Source organism: Micrococcus sp. iso_26, assembly GCF_056172975.1.
The window spans coordinates 201,537-217,512 of the sequence record NZ_CM149652.1 but is presented as its reverse complement, the minus strand read 5'-3'; the positions used below and the strand labels follow the sequence as shown (position 1 = coordinate 217,512).

Genomic DNA, 15,976 nt, shown 5'->3' with positions numbered 1-15,976 from the left:
CGGGCCGGGCCACCGGCCCAGGGCATCGACCACAGGAGGGCCCCATGACCACGAACCACTCCCGCCACACCACCGCCGCCGCGGACGGCCCGGGCACCCGGTACCCGGTCCGCCCCGACGGCCCGGCGACTCCCCCGCGGAGACGCCGGGCCGTCGTGGGGTCGGCTCAGCCGTCGAGGATGCAGAACTCGTTGCCCTCGGGGTCGGCGAGGACGGCCCAGCCGAGGTCGACGCGGCGGTCGTCGACCATCGCGGCGCCGAGGGCGAGCGCCCGCTCGATCTCGGCGTCGCGCGTCGAGCCGGCGGCCGCGCGCAGGTCCATGTGGGCGCGGTTCTTCACGCGCTTGGCGTCCGGGACGCGGAAGAAGAGGACGACCTGCCCGTCAGGGCCGACGAGTGAGCACTCGTCCGACCCCGGGCGGTAGAGGTGAGGCTCGTCGACCTCCCAGCCGAGCAGCGCGCGCCAGAACTCGGCGATGGCGTGGGGGTCCAGCGCGTCCCACGTGGTGTGAGAGAGACGGAGGGACATGGCGGCTCCTCAGGAACGGGCCGGGGCGGGCGGGGACGACTCCACGCGAGCCAAGGGCGCGGCACCCCGGGCAAGGCGGGTTGACTTGTCACGGGTATTCACCGCCCAGACCCGCGACAAGTCAACCCGCGTTGGCCGGACGGGCGGACGGACGGCGGAGGGCCGGGTCACCCGCGGATGTGTCGCATCACGAGCCGCGGGATCGCGCTGCGCGGGCTGATGCTGCACCACGCGACGGGCTCGCCGTCCGAGTACCGACGACGCCGGGCGCAGGCTCCCCCGCAGCGAGCGCCCGCATGGTGTCCTCGCGGGGGTCGCCGGGCGCGTGCCTCTGCGGCGCTGAGAGCCGGGGGGACAGGCACCAGCAGTGCGTGGCGCGGCGGTTCGGGTTGACGACGTGCGCGAAGTCGTCGAAGCGGTCGGCGGTGAGCGGGTGCACCTCGAAGGCCATGCGGCCAGCATCGTGGGCGGCGGTGGAGGCGTCCACGGCGAGGCCCAGCTCCGCCGCCGCCCTGTCGGGCCACCGTCAAGCAGACTTGACGTCAAACTCTCTTTACTGTCAAGCTTGCTTCACACGACGGGGACAAACCCCGGCCCCGCCCCGGAGGGACCGCCATGGCCACCACGCCGCACACCACCACCGACCTCGCCCGCGACCGCCGCCCCCGCTGGGGCCGCTCCGCCCGTCTGGGCGGCGGGTCCGGGCGACTGATCCTCGTCAGCCTCGTGGCCGGCGTCGTCATCGCCCTGCTGATCGGGGCCGCGTCCTACGGTCTGGCCTCGAGCCAGGGCGACGCCGGTCCCCGCTTCCCGGCGGTCACGGGCGCGGTCATGGCGGCGTCGGCGCTCCCGGTCGGCGCAGCCCTCGCCTGGCTGTTCCTCGTGGACCGCACCACCCTGCGCGGCGCCGTCCGGGACACCGAGGAGACCATCGAAGGCCGGTGGCTCGAGAAGGCGCAGTCCGGCGCGTTCGGCGACCTGCTCGTGGTGCTGGGCCTGGGCACGTTCGTCGTCGCCCTGGCGGGGTGGCAGCCCAGCCTCCCCCTCGTGGGCGCCGGGCTGCTCCTCTTCGCGGGCGCCTCGGTGGCCGTCCGCTACGCGCTCCAGAAGCGCCGGGGCTGAGCCGTGGAGAACACCATCCCCGACGAGCGTGCCCGCCTCGGCTGGTCGCAGCAGCGGCTCGCCGACGAGCTCGGCGTCTCCCGGCAGACCGTCATCTCTCTCGAGAAGGGCCGCTACGACCCCTCGCTCCCGCTCGCCTTCCGCCTCGCGGCCGTGTTCGGGCGGCGGATCGAGGACCTGTTCACCCCGGACGGCAACGCGGGTTGAGTTCTCGCGGGTCCAGGCGCCCAGCACCCGTGACAAGTCAACCCGCGTTGGGCCCGGGGCGGCGTGGGGCATGAGAGGCTGGGGCCATGGATCGAGAGCTGCGCACCCCTCCGGAGCTGGAGGGCGTGGACTGGCACGACGGCGCCCCGCGTCGCCCCCGCCCGATCGTCACCCTGGTGGCGTGGATCGCCATCCTGGGCCTGGTCCTCAGCGTGGGCGCCGGGATCTTCTCCGCCTTCTGACGCGTCACTGCCGGCCGCCGTCCGACGCGCCGCCCCGGCCTCAGCGCACGTCGCCGTTAACGTAGCGCCAGATCCCGTCCTCACGGCGGAACCGGCTGACCTCATGGAGTCGGAACCGCCCCTCGGCCCCCGTGCCGACGGCCACGAACTCCACGGTCCCGGCGTCCTGGAACGGCCCGCCGTCCCGCACGTCCAGCACCGCCAGGCGGGTGAACCGCGGCGCCGGTTCCCCCGCGGCCGGCAGCAGCTCGGCCGCGGTGGGTCGATGCTCGGGGGCCCAGGTCGCGGCGAGGTAGTCGGCCATCGCCCGGACCTCTGCCGGCCCGGCCTCGCCCAGCCGCGCGAACGCCGTGTACCGGGAGCGCATGAGCGCCTCGGCGGTGGGCGCGGTCAGGGCGCCGTCCCGGGCGAAACGCGCGTGCAGGCGACCGCAGCACGCCGCGAGCCCGGCTCCGGACCCGCAGGGGCAGGGCTCGGGGCGGGTCACCGGCGCGGGCGTCCGGTCGCGCGACGCCGGGCGGAGCGGGCCTTGATGCGGCGCACTCCCGTCAGCACGACGCCGGCCGCCGCGGCGAGCAGCGCGGGGCCGAGCGGGCTGATCGGCCGGCGTCGGCCGAGCGGGGACACACGGGTCTGCTGAGGTCTCATGCCGCCAGGCTACGCCGGGCCGGCTGCCGCGTGCCGCCCCCATCACACCCACGATCCCGCGTCCGGGCGGCCGAGTAGACTGGGCGGGCAAGCACGCGGAGCGCCCAGGGCCGGGCGTGAGACGGCATCTACACCGTCCTGCTCCGCGGCATCGTCCCGCACCCAGGAGCGTGTTCATGCCCATCATCGTCGTCGACGTCATGCCCAAGCCCGAGATCCTCGATCCGCAGGGCAAGGCGATCAACGGGGCCCTGCCCCGCCTCGGCTTCACCGAGTTCAGCCAGGTCCGCCAGGGCAAGCGCTTCGAGCTCACCGTGGAGGGCGAGGTCACCGACGAGATCCTCGCCCAGGCGCGCACGGCCGCCGAGGAGATGCTGTCCAACCCCGTCATCGAGGACGTCGTGAACGTGGCCGTCCTGGACGAGGCCGAGGGCGCCCGATGACCGAGCTCCCCCTCATCGGCGACTACTCGACGCCGACGACGCCGCTCAGCGGCGCGCGCATCGGCGTCATCACCTTTCCCGGCACCCTGGACGACGTGGACGCGCTGCGCGCCGTCCGCCTCGCCGGCGCCGAGCCCGTCTCCCTGTGGCACGCCGACGCGGACCCGCAGCGGACGCTCGCCGGCGTGGACGCCGTCGTGATCCCGGGCGGCTTCTCCTACGGCGACTACCTGCGCGCCGGCGCGATCGCGCGCTTCGCCCCCATGATGGACGCGGTGGCGACGGCGGCCGGCGGCCCCGAGGGCGAGGCGGACGGCCTGCCGGTGCTCGGCATCTGCAACGGCTTCCAGATCCTCACCGAGTCACACCTGCTGCCGGGCTCGATGATCAAGAACGACCACCTGCACTTCATCTGCCGCGACCAGGAGCTGGTCGTGGAGAGCGCGGACACCGTGTGGACCCGCGACTTCGAGCAGGGCCAGACCATCACCGTGCCCCTGAAGAACCAGGACGGCCAGTACGTGGCGGACGAGACGACCCTCGACGCCCTCGAGGCCGAGGGCCGCGTGGTGTTCCGCTATCAGGGCTGGAACCCGAACGGCTCGCGCCGGGACATCGCGGGCATCGCGAACCCGGCCGGCAACGTCGTCGGTCTGATGCCGCACCCGGAGCACGCCGTGGAGACGGGCTTCGGCCCGGACACCGCCGCCGGCCCCCGCTCCGGCGTGGACGGCCTCGGCTTCTTCACCTCCGTCCTGACCACCCTCGCCAGCCGTGGAGGCCATGCATGAGCCAGCAGTTCAACATCGAGACGGTCGCGGACGCCCAGGCGACGCCGGACGTCGAGCAGCCCTGGGCCGAGCTGGGCCTGAAGGAGAACGAGTACGCCGAGATCAAGAAGATCCTCGGCCGCCGCCCCACCGCGGCCGAGCTGGCCATGTACTCGGTCATGTGGTCCGAGCACTGCTCGTACAAGTCCTCTAAGGTGCACCTGCGCCAGTTCGGCGAGAAGCTCACCGACGAGATGAAGCAGCACATGATGGTGGGCATCGGCGAGAACGCCGGCGTGACCGACCTCGGTGACGGCTGGGCCGTGACGTTCAAGGTCGAGTCCCACAACTCGCCCTCCTACGTGGAGCCCTACCAGGGCGCGGCCACGGGCATCGGCGGCATCGTGCGCGACATCATCTCCATGGGTGCCCGCCCGGTGGCCGTGATGGACCCGCTGCGCTTCGGCGCGATCGACCACCCGGACACCGCCCGCGTGTTCCACGGCGTGGTGGCCGGCATCGGCGGCTACGGCAACTCCCTGGGCCTGCCGAACATCGGCGGCGAGACCCGCTTCGACCCGATCTACCAGGGCAACCCGCTCGTCAACGCCCTCGCCGTGGGCGTGCTCAAGCACGAGGACCTGCGTCTGGCCAACGCCTCCGGCGTGGGCAACAAGGTAGTTCTGTTCGGCGCCCGCACCGGCGGTGACGGGATCGGCGGCGCCTCCGTGCTGGCCTCCGAGTCCTTCGACGGCGACGGCAAGCCCGCCAAGCGCCCCTCGGTGCAGGTCGGCGACCCCTTCTCCGAGAAGGTGCTCATCGAGTGCTGCCTCGAGCTGTTCCGCGACTCCCTCGTCGAGGGCATCCAGGACCTCGGCGCCGCCGGCATCTCCTGCGCCACCTCCGAGCTCGCCTCCAACGGCGAGGGCGGCATGCGCGTGGAGCTGACCGACGTGCTGCTGCGCGACTCCACGCTGACCCCGGGCGAGATCCTCATGTCCGAGTCGCAGGAGCGCATGATGGCCGTGGTGACGCCGGAGAACGTCGCCGCGTTCGAGGCCGTCATGGCAAAGTGGGACGTCGAGTACTCCTGGCTGGGCGAGGTCACCGGCGACGGCCGCCTGATCATCACCTGGGACGGCGAGGTCATCGTCGACGTGGACCCGCGCACCGTGGCCCACGACGGCCCGGTCTACGAGCGCCCGTACGCGCGTCCGGCCTGGCAGGACGAGCTCCAGGCGGACACGTTCCGCTCCTCCGAGGCCGGTCAGGACCTGCCCGCCACGGGCGAGGAGCTGCGCGCCGCCGTCGTGGAGCTGATGAGCTCCCCGAACCTGGCGGACACCTCTTGGATCACCCGCCAGTACGACCGCTACGTCCGCGGCAACACCGCCCTGGCGGCCCCGGACGACGCGGGTGTGGTGCGCGTGGACGAGGAGACCGGCATGGGCGTGGCCCTGGCCACGGACTGCAACGACCGGTTCACCTACCTGGACCCGTACACGGGCGCGCAGGCCTCCCTGGCCGAGGCGTACCGCAACGTCACCACCGCCGGGGCCGTGCCCCTGGCCGTCTCCGACTGCCTGAACTTCGGCTCCCCCGAGGACCCGGACGTGATGTGGCAGTTCGCGGAGGCCGTGCGCGGCCTGGCGGACGGCTGCCAGACCCTCGGCATCCCGGTGACCGGCGGCAACGTGTCCCTGTACAACCAGACGGGCAGCACCCCGATCCACCCCACCCCCACGGTGGCGGTGCTCGGCCAGCTCGACGACGTCCTGCGCCGCACCCCGTCCGGCTTCGCCCCGGACGCGGACGGCCAGGCGATCTACCTGCTGGGCGAGACCGCGGACGAGCTGGACGGCTCCGAGTTCGCGCGCCTGCGCGGCCACCTCGGCGGCCTGCCCCCGAAGGTCGACCTGAAGAAGGAGCGCCTGCTCGGCGAGCTGCTGGTCAACATGTCCCGGGACGGCATGATCGACGCCGCCCACGACGTCTCCGGCGGCGGCCTCGCGGCCACCCTGTCCGAGATGGTGCTGCGCTTCGGCGTGGGCGCCCGCGTGGTGCTGGACGAGGTGCTGCGCCGCGCCGGCGTGGACCTGTTCACCGCACTGTTCTCCGAGACGCAGGCGCGCGCCGTCGTGGCCGTGCCCCGCACCGAGGAGGTCCGGTTCACGGACATGACCACGGCCCGCGGCTACGCGGCCGTGCGCATCGGCGTGGTGGACGCCGACTCCGCGGCCCTCGAGGTCCAGGACGCCTTCACCCTGCCGATCGCGGAGCTGCGCGAGGCCTGGGAGGCCACCCTGCCGAAGCACTTCGGCTGACCCCGTGGGCCCACGGGCCCCGGCACGACGACGGCCGCTCACCTCCGGGGTGGGCGGCCGTCGTCGTGGGGCGGGACGGCGGGGACGAACGCCGCCGACCCTCGCACGGCCGTGCGCCTCAACCGTTGACGCGGCGGGCTCCGGTGACCAGAGTGATCCCAGGACAGCGCGCCAGCGCGCCGCCCGGCCCGTCCAAGAGGGTCGGCGCGGTCCCGACACACGAAGGAGACCACCCATGCGCCTCATCACCCTGGGCCTCGGCGCCGCACTCGGCTACCTGCTCGGCTCCGCCGAGGGCCGCAAGAACCTCGAGAAGATGACCCAGAACGCCCAGAAGCTCTGGAACGACCCCAAGACCCAGGAGAAGGTCGGCCAGGTCCAGGAGACCGCCCAGCAGAAGTTCGCTGAGGTGAAGAAGTCCGATCCGGTGCAGAAGGCCACGACGAAGGTGGAGGATGCCATGCAGGGCAACGACAAGAAGAACGACGCCCGCGAAGATCGCGTGACCGAGTCCAACAACGACAACGTCACCTCGGCGGCCCGCCACGGTGCCGAGCCGGACACCATCTCGGACCCGTCCACCCCGCTGGGTGACGAGGGTCCGCTGACGCGCTGACCCGCGCAGACACGGCGGCCCGCCTCCCCGAGGGGAGGCGGGCCGCCGTCGTCGTGGGCCGGATCAGCCGTCCTGCTTCAGGACCTCGTCGGCCGGCGGGGCCTGCACCGGATCCACCCCGCCCATCTCGGAGAGGGTCACCACGGCCTTCGTGCCGGCGGACTCGGTCTCCACGGTGAGCAGGCGGCCGTCCTCCTTGGACACCGTGAACGCGGTCAGCGCCACGCCCTCCTGCGGGCCCGAGACGGGCTCGTCCAGCACGTAGCGGATCGCGTCCTGACCGCTGCGGCGGATGCCGTCCGCGTCCGCCTCGACGTCGTCCAGGCCGCCCGACTCCGGCAGGGAGCCCAGCAGCGAGCTCACCATCGCGCCCATGCCGGTGGCGCGGGGATCGCTCTCGTACGGGGTGGCGGTCCAGCGCTCCACATACGCGGGGCGGTCCTCGCCGCTCGCGCCGGCGCGCTCCACCGTGAATCGGGAGTACGCGGTGCCATCCACGATCCGGGACTCGTCCCGGGTGATCAGACCGTCGTCCTGGTACACGGACACGTACCGCATGGACGAGCCGTCCACGGGACCGGAGATGTCCACCGAGTCCGGGACCGCGCGGCCGTTGCTCGGGGCCTCGGACCGCAGCTCGGTGACCATGCGGACGGAGTCGGCCTCCTCGAGCTGGGTGCGGGCGCGGTCCCAGGCGCCGGGGGCGTCGTCGCCCGAGGCGCAGCCGGTCAGCAGCAGGGCGGCCGCCCCGACGGCGGCGAGGGACAGGCCGCGGCGGGTGCGGCGGGTCTGGGTCTGGCGCTGCCTCACTCGGCCACCTCCTCCGGCGCCTCGGCCGGCTCGATCTGGTTCCAGTCGCTCAGGGCGTACTGCTGGGTGGCCCGGCCGTCGTCGACGGTGAGCGCGACCAGCTCGCCGTCGTCGTCCACCGTGAAGGAGTGCACCCGGGTGGCGTCGCCCTCGGCCATTGCGGCGTCGGCGACCTCCTCGGGCACGGCATAGCGGTAGGCCGTGCCGCCGTCCCAGTCGACCTCCTCGGCGCGCACCTGGGCGCCGTCGAGGGCGTCCGCCGCGGGGAGGCCCACCTGGTCGAGGAGGGACTTCAGGGGCGGCTCCTGCCCCTCGCCGGCCGAGACACGGCGCCACTGTGGGTCGGAGTACATCATCTGGACGTCGTCCGGGACGTCGGACCCGTCCACGTCGACCCGCACGAACACGTCCTCGCCGACCTGGCGCGACTCCATGGTGATGTGCGAGTCGCGGCCGACCTGCATGACGCCCTTCGACTCGGCGTCGCCGCCGTCGAGCCGGCCGGCGATGTCCCAGCGGACCGACTGCGGGCCCTGACGGCCGGTGGTGTAGGCGGTCTCGAGTCGGACGGTCTCGGCCTCGTCCAACTGGGTGCGGGCCTGATGCCAGGCCTCCCCCGCCGACTGCGGCTCGGATGCGCACCCGGCCAAGGCCAGGGCGCCCACGACGCCGAGCCCGGCCGCGCGGACGGCACGTCTGCGCTGCATGTTCTCCTCCTGGGGCTGCTGCCGGCCGAGGCAGGGCGCCGCGGCCACTGGCGTCACCCTACCGGCGGCGCAGGGCGAAGGATGCGCCGTGGTGGTTCTGCGGCAGGTGGTCGCCGCGGCCGAAGAGCTTGTGGCGCAGCGTGCCGTCCGTGTACGCGGTCTTGTAGCGGCCGAGCTTCTGCAGCTCCGGCACCACGAACTCCACGACGTCCTCGAAGGTGCCCGGGGTGATGTGGTAGGCGAGGTTGAAGCCGTCCACGTCGGTCTCGTCGGCCCACTCGACGAGCTGGCGGGCCGCGGACTCGCCGCCGCCCACGATCACGGGGCCGAAGCCGCCGATGCCCACCCACTCGGCGAGCTTGCGCACGGTCCACTCCTCGTCCGTTCCGGAGGCCTTCTGGAAGGTCTCCACGGTGGACTGGATGGCGTTCGACTTCACGTCCCCGATCGGCTCGTCCAGGTCGTACTGGGACAGGTCGATGCCCATCCAGCCGGACATGAGCACGAGGCCGCCCAGCGGGTCCACGTACTGCGCCAGGTCGTCGTACTTGGCCCGCGCGTCCTCGTCGGTGGCCCCGGTGACGATCGTCTGCATCGCGAAGATCTTCACGTCGTACGGGTCACGGCCGGCGTCCACCAGGGCCTGGCGGATCTTCTTCACGGTGGCGGCCGCCAGCTCCTTCGTGGGGGAGTTGATGAACACGGCCTCGGCGTGCTTGCCGGCGAAGGCGCGGCCGCGTGTCGAGGCGCCGGCCTGGTAGATCACGGGGGTGCGCTGCACGGACGGCTCGGTGACGGCGTGGCCGGGGACCTTGAACCACGTGCCCTCGTGGGCGATGTCGTGGACCTTGGCCGGGTCCGCGAACACGCCGGACTCCTTGTCGTAGACGACGGCGTCGTCCTCCCACGAGCCCTCGAGGAGCTTGTAGACGACGTCGAGGTACTCGTCGGCGTGCTCGTAGCGCTCGTCGTGCTCCATCTGGTCGTCCTGGCCCATGTTCTGGGCAGCGGAGGGCAGGTAGCCGGTGACCACGTTCCAACCCACGCGGCCGCCCGTGAGGTGGTCGAGCGTGGCGAGGCGGCGGGCGAACGGGTAGGGGTGCTCGTAGGCGGTGCCGGCGGTGACGCCGAAGCCGAGGTGCTCGGTGACCGCGGCCATCGCGGAGACGAGCAGGAACGGGTCGTTCACGGGGGTCTGCGCGCCGGTCCTGATGGCGGCCTCGGAGGTGCCGCCGTACACGGAGTACGGGCCGAGGACGTCGGCGATGAACAGGCCGTCGAACAGGCCCTTCTCCAGCGTCTGCGCCAGGTGCGTCCAGTAGCCCAGGGTGTTGTAGTCGCGGGCGTGGTCGTCGGGGTGACGCCAGAGCCCCGGGGACTGGTGGGCGACGCAGTTCATGTCGAATGCGTTGAAGAGGATCTCGCGGTGCTCGTCCGGGCGGGTGGGTGCTCCGGCCCCGGCGTTCTCGGCGGTGCTCATGGGTCTCCTTTCCAGGGCCGCCCGGTCGCAGGGGCGCGGCCGGGCGGGCGACGGTCCCGCACCATGCAACGCCGACGCGGCCGGCGGTGGAAGTGGGTCCGGCCCAGGGGTTCATGACGGCCCCGCCGGGCCCGGCCACGCGTCCGGCGCCCGGTTCGTGACATGCCCTGACCATGACGGAGGACACGTCCGTGGGTGGCGGCCCTGCGGCGACTCAGCGGCACCCCAGCGCTGAGCCAGCGGCGCACCAGCGCTGAGCCAGAGAAATCTGCTGCATCCACCCCGCGGAGACGACCGAAACGTCTGGCTCAGCGCTGGCCCAGCCCGGCCCCGGGTGCTGGACCGGCCCGGCGCCCGGGCGGTGGTGGGGCTGACCGCGCCCGCCGTCCTCCTGGTGCTGTGGTGGGCGGTGACGGCCGCCGGGCTGCTCTCCGCGGTGCAGCTTCCCTCCCCCGGCGCGGTGCTCAGCGCCGGCGTCAACCTGCTGGAGCGGGGCGACCTGTGGCTGCACGTGGGGATCTCCACCCAGCGCGTGCTGCTGGGCTTCCTGCTCGGCGCCGCACTCGGGCTGGCCGTGGGATCCGCGCTCGGGCTGTCCCGGTGGGCGGACGCGCTGTTCGCCCCGCTGATCGGGGCGCTGCGCGCGGTGCCCTCGCTGGCCTGGGTGCCGCTGCTGATCCTGTGGATGCAGATCGGCGAGGAGTCCAAGGTCACCCTCATCGCGATCGGCGCGTTCTTCCCGGTGTTCACCACCGTCTACGCCGCCCTGCGCCACGTGGACCCGCACCTGGTGGAGGCCGGACGGGCCTTCGGCTACCACGGGCTGTCCCTGCTGCGGACGGTGCAGCTGCCCGCCGTGGTGCCGGCCGTGTTCTCCGGCCTGCGGCTGGCCCTGGCCCAGGCCTGGCTGTTCCTGGTGGCCGCGGAGCTGATCGCCTCCTCGATGGGCCTGGGCTTCCTGCTCACCGACTCGCAGAACAACGGACGCACGGACCGCCTGATCCTGGCGATCATCCTGCTCGCCGTGCTCGGCAAGCTCACCGACTGGCTGCTCGGCCTGCTGGAGCGCCGGGCCCTGCGCCGCTGGGCCTGAGCCCGGCGCCTCCGGCCGCCCAGTCGCCGGGTCAGCCCTCCTCGGGGACCTCGCCGGCCGACGTGTAGGCGGTCGGCGGGGTGCCGTTCACGAGCCAGTCGCCGGCCATGCGCACCTTGAACACCGCCGGGTCGTGGGTGGCGAGGGTGCGGGCGTTGCGCCAGTGCCGGTCGAGCCGCAGCGTGGCCGACGTCGCCGACGCGCCGAGCGTGTCGAAGATGCGGGTGCACACCTCGAGGACGGCCTCCGGCACCACGGCCTGGGCCCGGTACGCGGCCGCCATCGCCTCGGCGGACGCCGCCACGACGTCGGCCTCCGCCGGGCCGGCCCCGTCGGCGCCGTCCTGCCCCTCGTCGAGCAGACGCCCGATCTCGCGCACCATCAGCTCGGCCGCGGCCTGCCGCCCGGCCAGCTGCCCCATGATCTCGAGGAGCTGCGGGTCGTCCTTGGGCAGCGCGGCCGTGCCGGTGTTGAAGGTGCGGCGCCGCTGCCGCAGCAGCTGCGTGCCCTCCGTGAGCGCCGCCCGGCCTATCCCGGCCTGCAGCGCCAGCAGGGTCGCCTCCATGAGCACGGGCACCGGTCCGTCCTGCCGCGGCACCTCGAGCAGCTCCTCGGCCGCGGCGTCGTCGAGCACCACGGACCCGGTGGCGGTCAGGCGCTGGCCGAAGCCGTCCCAGTCGTCCTTGATGCCCACGCGCGGCTGACGCACGCGCACGACGGCGACGGCCCGGTCCGGCTCGCGGACCGCGCCCCCGGCCCGCTTGGAGTTCCGGCGGGAGACGAGGTCCGCCCCCTCGATGCCCACGGTCGCGGCGGTCCACGTGGCGAAGGCCGAGCCGGTCGCGTAGTACTTCTGCCCCCGCACGACCCAGGTGCCGCCCTCGTCCCGGCTGGCCAGGGTGGCGGCACGGCCCGGCGCGGCCCCGCCGGCGCGTTCGGCCAGGGCGGAGCCGGCCCAGTCCCCGTCGACGATGTGCCGCAGCCACCGCTCCCGACGGGCGGGCGCCTGGTCCATGGCCGTGGCGATGAACACGAGGTGGGAGCGCCAGACGTGCGCGGTGTTCACGTCCCGGGCGGCCAGGTCCATGAGCAGGCGCAGCACGGTCTCGCTGCCGCCGCCCTCGCCGCCCGCGTCCTCGGGGACACCGACCTTGCCGAACCCGGCGGCCTGCAGCTCCCCGAGGGCGGCGAACGGCAGGTGCCGGCCCGCCTCGCGGGCCCGCTCGCCGTGGGCGACGGAGTCGAAGGCGTCGGCGTACCGGGCGGCGAGGGTGGCGTAGGTGGTCATGGCCCTACTCTGACACGCGCGGGCGGGCCGGCGGCCGGGGCGACCCGGCCGTGGGACGGGATCCACACCGGCCGCCGTCGCCCTGGCCCGCGCCGGGCGCCCGCGGGGGTCCGGCGGGCCGAGCATGACCGCCGGTGACGACGGCGGGCGGGGCGCCGTCGTCGTCGTCCCTAGCCTGGTCGGACCCGCCGACCAGGAGGACCGCCGCCCATGACGCCCACCGAGGACCCCGCCCGCCCCGACCCGGCCGAGGAGGGCGCCTCCGGGGCCGTCCGCGGACCGAACGACGGCGTGCCCGCCGCGGCCCTCGCCACGCTGCCCGGCCCCCTCCCGCAGGCGCTCGTCGACGCCGCCGACCCGGACGTCCACCCCGGCCGCCCGGCGGACCGGCTGCACGGCGGGCGCGGCGACGGCCGCCCGGTGGCCGAGGCGGACCGGCTCGCGTTCTGGGAGGCGGCCGGCCGACGTCTGAGCTGGGAGCGACCCTTCACCCGGACGCGCTCCCTCACCGCCCCGGACCCGGCCGCCGAGCGCGGCCCGGAGATCCGCTGGTACGAGGACGGCACCCTGAACGTGGCCGTGAACTGCGTGGACCGCCACGTGGCGGCGGGGCGCGGGGAGAAGGTCGCCCTGTACTTCGAGGGCGAGCCCGGCGACCGCCGCGCCGTCACCTACGCACAGCTGCAGCGCGAGGTCGCCCAGGCCGCGAACGCCCTCGAGGAGCTGGGCATCGAGGCGGGCGACCGCGTCGTCGTGTACCTGCCCGTGCTCGTCGAGACGATCGTCATCACGCTGGCGTGCGCGCGGATCGGCGCCGTGCACTCGCTCGTGTTCGGCGGGTTCTCGGCGGAGGCGCTGCGGTTCCGCGTGGAGGACACGGGCGCCAAGCTGCTCGTCACCACCGACGGCCAGTTCCGCCGCGGCACCGCCGTCCCCGTGAAGGCCAACGCGGACGAGGCCGTGTCCGGGGACAACGCGATCGAGCACGTCCTCGTCCTGGACCGCACGGGCCACCGGGACATCCCGTGGACCGAGGGGCGGGACCTGTGGTGGCACGACGTCGTGGACCGCCAGCCGGACACCCACACCCCGCGCGCCTTCGACGCGGAGCACCCGCTGTTCATCATGTACACCTCCGGCACCACGGGACAGCCCAAGGGGCTCGTGCACACCTCCGGCGGGTACCTCGCCGCGGCCTCGTGGACGCACGACTTCCTGTTCTCCCACCCGGACCCGGCACGGCGCGACGACGACGTCCACTGGTGCACCGCGGACCTGGCCTGGGTCACCGCGCACACCTACGAGATCTACGGTCCACTCTCGAACGGGGTCACGCAGGTGATCTACGAGGGTGTGCCGAACGCCCCGCACCCGGGCCGGCACTTCGAGGTGATCGAGCGCTACCGGGTGACGAGCTACTACACGGCGCCCACCCTGATCCGCTCGCTCAAGGGCTGGCATCCGGACGGGATCCCGGCGCACGCGGACGGCGGCCCGGACCTGTCCTCGATCCGCCTGATCGGCACCGTGGGCGAGTCCGTGAACCCGGAGGCCTGGACGTGGGCGCGGACCCAGATCGGCCGGGACACCCCGGACCTGCCGATGGTGGACACGTGGTGGCAGTCCGAGACGGGCGCCACCGTGCTCTCCCCGCGCCCCACGGACACGGCCTTCAAGCCGGGCTGCGGCTCCCGGCCCCTGCCGGGGGTGGACGTGGCCGTGGTCGACGACGACGGCGCCCCCACGCCCGAGGGCCTGCAGGGCCGGATCGTGGTCACCCGCACCTCGCCGGCGATGGCGCGGACCGTGTGGCGGAACCCGGCCCGCTACTTCCACTCGTACTGGGAGGACTACGCGGACCAGGGCGAGGCGGGCTGGTTCCTCGCCGGCGACGGCGCCAAGCGGGACGAGGACGGCGACGTCTGGATCCTCGGGCGCGTGGACGACGTCATCAACATCTCCGGGCACCGGCTGAGCACCATCGAGATCGAGTCCGCCCTCGTGGCGCACCCGGAGGTGATCGAGGCGGGGGTGTGCCCCGTGCCGCACGAGACCACCGGGCATGCCGCCGTCGCCTTCGTGGTGGCGCACGAGAGCTGGCTGGCCGGCGACGACGGCCCCGGCGCCTCCGCCGCCGACCGCGCCGAGGAGCTGCGGCGGCACGTGGGGCGGGTGATCGGGCCGGTGGCCAAGCCCGCCGAGGTGGTCTTCGTCCCCGACGTGCCCAAGACCCGTTCGGGCAAGATCATGCGGCGGCTGCTGACGCAGCTGCACCAGGGCACCGCGCTCGGGGACACCACGAGCCTGCAGAACGAGCCGTGCGTCGGGCAGATCGCCGAGGTGCTCCGGGCCGGTCGCCGCGCTCAGGACGCCGGCACCGGCGCCGTCCGCAGCGCCAGCTCGGCCAGCACCTGAGCGGCCCGCGGCACCACGGCGTCGTCGAACACGGCCTGCGGGGAGTGGTTGACCGGGGCCTCGTCCGGGTCCACGCCCTCCGGGACCGCCCCGAGCAGGACGTAGGCGCCGGGCACCCGCTGGAGGACCTCGGAGAAGTCCTCGCTGCCGGGCTCGGGCTCGGGCAGCTCCCGGTAGGCGTCGGCCCCGTACAGGTCCTCCACGGTCCGGCGGACGAAAGCCACTGCGTCCGGATCGTTGGCCGTCACCGGGAACGCGCAGTCCGTCCGGACCTGCGCGCTCATGCCGTGCGCCGCGGCGATCCCGTGCACCATGCGCTCCACGGCCGAGAGCAGCCGGGTTCGGGAGGGCGCGGAGAAGGTCCGCAGGGTGAGGGCGAGGGTGGCGCTGTCCGGGATGATGTTGGCCGCCGTGCCCGCGCTCAGGTGCCCGACGGTCGCGACCACCGGGTCGAAGGCGTCGAACTGCCGGGTGACCACGGACTGCAGCGCCAGCACCATCTCGGCGGCCACGGGCACCGGATCCTGGGCCAGGTGCGGCACCGAGCCGTGCCCGCCTCGACCGTGCACCGTCACCACCAGGTCGTCGCAGCCGGCCTGGATCGCCCCCGGGCGGCTGAGCAGGACGCCGCGCGGGTACGTGCCCGAGGAGACATGGATCGCGTAGGCGGCGTCCACCGGTCGCCCGGCCGCCTCCAGCAGCCCCTCCTGGATCATGTGCAGGGCGCCGCCGCCGGTCTCCTCCCCGGGCTGGAACATGGCCACCACGTCGGCGGCGAGCTCCCCGCGACGGCGCACCAGCCACGCCAGGGCGCCGTAGAGGCCGGCGGTGTGCAGGTCGTGGCCGCAGGCGTGCATGGTGCCCGGCACGGCGGGGGCGTACTCCAGCCCGGTCTCCTCCGTGACGGGCAGGGCGTCCATGTCCCCCCGCAGCAGCACGACCGGCCGCCGGGCCCCCTCCGGCAGCGGGGCCCCGCCGCGCAGCACCACGACGACGGAGCTCAGCGCCCGGCCCACGCTCGTCTCCAGCGCGGGGCGGCCGGTGGCGGCATCCTCCCCCGCCTCAGCGCGCAGGGCCTCGAGCCGCTCGAGGACGGCGGCCTGGGTGCGGGGCAGGTGCAGGTCCAGCTCCGGATGCCCGTGGAGGCGGCGGCGGAAGGCGATCGCCTCCCGGGCGATGTCCTCCGGCAGGTCCGGGGCGAGGGCGTTCGCGGGCGGGGTGGGGGCGGTGCGGTCCATCAGGACATCATGCCGTGGCGGCCCGCCGGCCCACCCGGATCGCG

17 protein-coding genes are annotated in these 15,976 nt (G+C 74.0%); 9 read left to right on the top strand and 8 right to left on the bottom strand.

The genetic code is table 11. The features are described 5' to 3' along the window. Positions 1 to 166: 166 nt before the first annotated feature. Positions 167 to 529, bottom strand: coding sequence for a VOC family protein (locus AC0VX0_RS01030; protein WP_020621445.1), 363 nt, complete (start codon positions 527 to 529; stop codon positions 167 to 169). A gap of 615 nt (positions 530 to 1,144) precedes the next feature. Here AC0VX0_RS01030 and AC0VX0_RS01025 point away from each other — a divergent pair. The 3 genes from AC0VX0_RS01025 to AC0VX0_RS01015 all read left to right on the top strand — a co-directional run bounded on the left by AC0VX0_RS01025 (position 1,145) and on the right by AC0VX0_RS01015 (position 2,100). Continuing rightward, positions 1,145 to 1,651: a hypothetical protein gene (locus AC0VX0_RS01025; RefSeq protein ID WP_020621444.1), complete on the top strand. Its 507-nt coding sequence runs from the start codon at positions 1,145 to 1,147 to the stop codon at positions 1,649 to 1,651. Positions 1,652 to 1,654: 3 nt separating this feature from the next. Next, entirely contained in the window at positions 1,655 to 1,858 is a 204-nt protein-coding gene (locus AC0VX0_RS01020) for a helix-turn-helix transcriptional regulator (protein WP_002856639.1), read from the top strand. 86 nt (positions 1,859 to 1,944) lie between these two features. Continuing rightward, the gene (locus tag AC0VX0_RS01015) at positions 1,945 to 2,100 is read left to right on the top strand and encodes a hypothetical protein (RefSeq protein ID WP_165381373.1); all 156 of its coding nucleotides are present in this window, start codon (positions 1,945 to 1,947) and stop codon (positions 2,098 to 2,100) included. A gap of 40 nt (positions 2,101 to 2,140) precedes the next feature. Here the strand turns inward: AC0VX0_RS01015 and AC0VX0_RS01010 are convergent, their stop codons facing one another. After that, positions 2,141 to 2,587: a YchJ family protein gene (locus tag AC0VX0_RS01010; protein WP_357013247.1), complete on the bottom strand. Its 447-nt coding sequence runs from the start codon at positions 2,585 to 2,587 to the stop codon at positions 2,141 to 2,143. Further along, positions 2,584 to 2,748, bottom strand: a complete 165-nt coding sequence (locus AC0VX0_RS01005; protein WP_155395521.1) for a hypothetical protein — start codon at positions 2,746 to 2,748, stop codon at positions 2,584 to 2,586. Before AC0VX0_RS01005 ends, AC0VX0_RS01010 begins: the two co-directional genes overlap by 4 nt. Before the next feature lie 176 nt (positions 2,749 to 2,924). Here AC0VX0_RS01005 and purS point away from each other — a divergent pair, with 176 nt between their 5' ends. From purS to AC0VX0_RS00985, 4 genes are all read left to right on the top strand, one after another. Then, on the top strand, positions 2,925 to 3,191 hold the full coding sequence (gene purS, locus AC0VX0_RS01000; protein WP_002856633.1) for a phosphoribosylformylglycinamidine synthase subunit PurS: 267 nt from the start codon (positions 2,925 to 2,927) through the stop codon (positions 3,189 to 3,191). Further along, positions 3,188 to 3,982 (top strand): phosphoribosylformylglycinamidine synthase subunit PurQ, encoded by a 795-nt coding sequence (purQ, locus tag AC0VX0_RS00995; protein WP_145950558.1) that lies wholly within the window; start codon positions 3,188 to 3,190, stop codon positions 3,980 to 3,982. The genes purS and purQ overlap by 4 nt, the downstream gene beginning before the upstream one ends. Beyond that, on the top strand, positions 3,979 to 6,285 hold the full coding sequence (gene purL, locus AC0VX0_RS00990; RefSeq protein ID WP_101965634.1) for a phosphoribosylformylglycinamidine synthase subunit PurL: 2,307 nt from the start codon (positions 3,979 to 3,981) through the stop codon (positions 6,283 to 6,285). Before purQ ends, purL begins: the two co-directional genes overlap by 4 nt. Positions 6,286 to 6,520: 235 nt before the next feature. Next, positions 6,521 to 6,901, top strand: a complete 381-nt coding sequence (locus AC0VX0_RS00985; protein WP_069941509.1) for a YtxH domain-containing protein — start codon at positions 6,521 to 6,523, stop codon at positions 6,899 to 6,901. Between the two features lie 63 nt (positions 6,902 to 6,964). Here the strand turns inward: AC0VX0_RS00985 and AC0VX0_RS00980 are convergent, their stop codons facing one another. Genes AC0VX0_RS00980 through AC0VX0_RS00970 form a run of 3 tightly spaced genes read right to left on the bottom strand, consistent with a single transcriptional unit; the run spans position 6,965 to position 9,898 of the window. Further along, on the bottom strand, positions 6,965 to 7,711 hold the full coding sequence (locus AC0VX0_RS00980; RefSeq protein WP_069941510.1) for a hypothetical protein: 747 nt from the start codon (positions 7,709 to 7,711) through the stop codon (positions 6,965 to 6,967). Then, the gene (locus AC0VX0_RS00975) at positions 7,708 to 8,418 is read right to left on the bottom strand and encodes a Tat (twin-arginine translocation) pathway signal sequence (protein WP_205805017.1); all 711 of its coding nucleotides are present in this window, start codon (positions 8,416 to 8,418) and stop codon (positions 7,708 to 7,710) included. Before AC0VX0_RS00975 ends, AC0VX0_RS00980 begins: the two co-directional genes overlap by 4 nt. Before the next feature lie 58 nt (positions 8,419 to 8,476). Then, positions 8,477 to 9,898: an LLM class flavin-dependent oxidoreductase gene (locus AC0VX0_RS00970; protein ID WP_357013256.1), complete on the bottom strand. Its 1,422-nt coding sequence runs from the start codon at positions 9,896 to 9,898 to the stop codon at positions 8,477 to 8,479. Between the two features lie 268 nt (positions 9,899 to 10,166). Here AC0VX0_RS00970 and AC0VX0_RS00965 point away from each other — a divergent pair, with 268 nt between their 5' ends. Beyond that, positions 10,167 to 10,991 carry an ABC transporter permease gene (locus AC0VX0_RS00965; RefSeq protein WP_069941513.1) on the top strand — a complete coding sequence of 275 codons (825 nt, stop codon included), beginning with the start codon at positions 10,167 to 10,169 and terminating at the stop codon, positions 10,989 to 10,991. A gap of 31 nt (positions 10,992 to 11,022) precedes the next feature. Here AC0VX0_RS00965 and AC0VX0_RS00960 read toward each other — a convergent pair whose 3' ends face one another. After that, on the bottom strand, positions 11,023 to 12,279 hold the full coding sequence (locus AC0VX0_RS00960) for an acyl-CoA dehydrogenase family protein (protein WP_069941514.1): 1,257 nt from the start codon (positions 12,277 to 12,279) through the stop codon (positions 11,023 to 11,025). A 210-nt stretch (positions 12,280 to 12,489) separates the two neighbouring features. Here AC0VX0_RS00960 and acs point away from each other — a divergent pair, with 210 nt between their 5' ends. After that, on the top strand, positions 12,490 to 14,694 hold the full coding sequence (gene acs / locus AC0VX0_RS00955) for an acetate--CoA ligase (protein ID WP_134416790.1): 2,205 nt from the start codon (positions 12,490 to 12,492) through the stop codon (positions 14,692 to 14,694). Here the strand turns inward: acs and AC0VX0_RS00950 are convergent. Beyond that, on the bottom strand, positions 14,643 to 15,932 hold the full coding sequence (locus tag AC0VX0_RS00950; RefSeq protein ID WP_070708486.1) for a M20 metallopeptidase family protein: 1,290 nt from the start codon (positions 15,930 to 15,932) through the stop codon (positions 14,643 to 14,645). The two genes, acs and AC0VX0_RS00950, sit on opposite strands and share 52 nt — an antisense overlap. Positions 15,933 to 15,976: the final 44 nt, after the last annotated feature.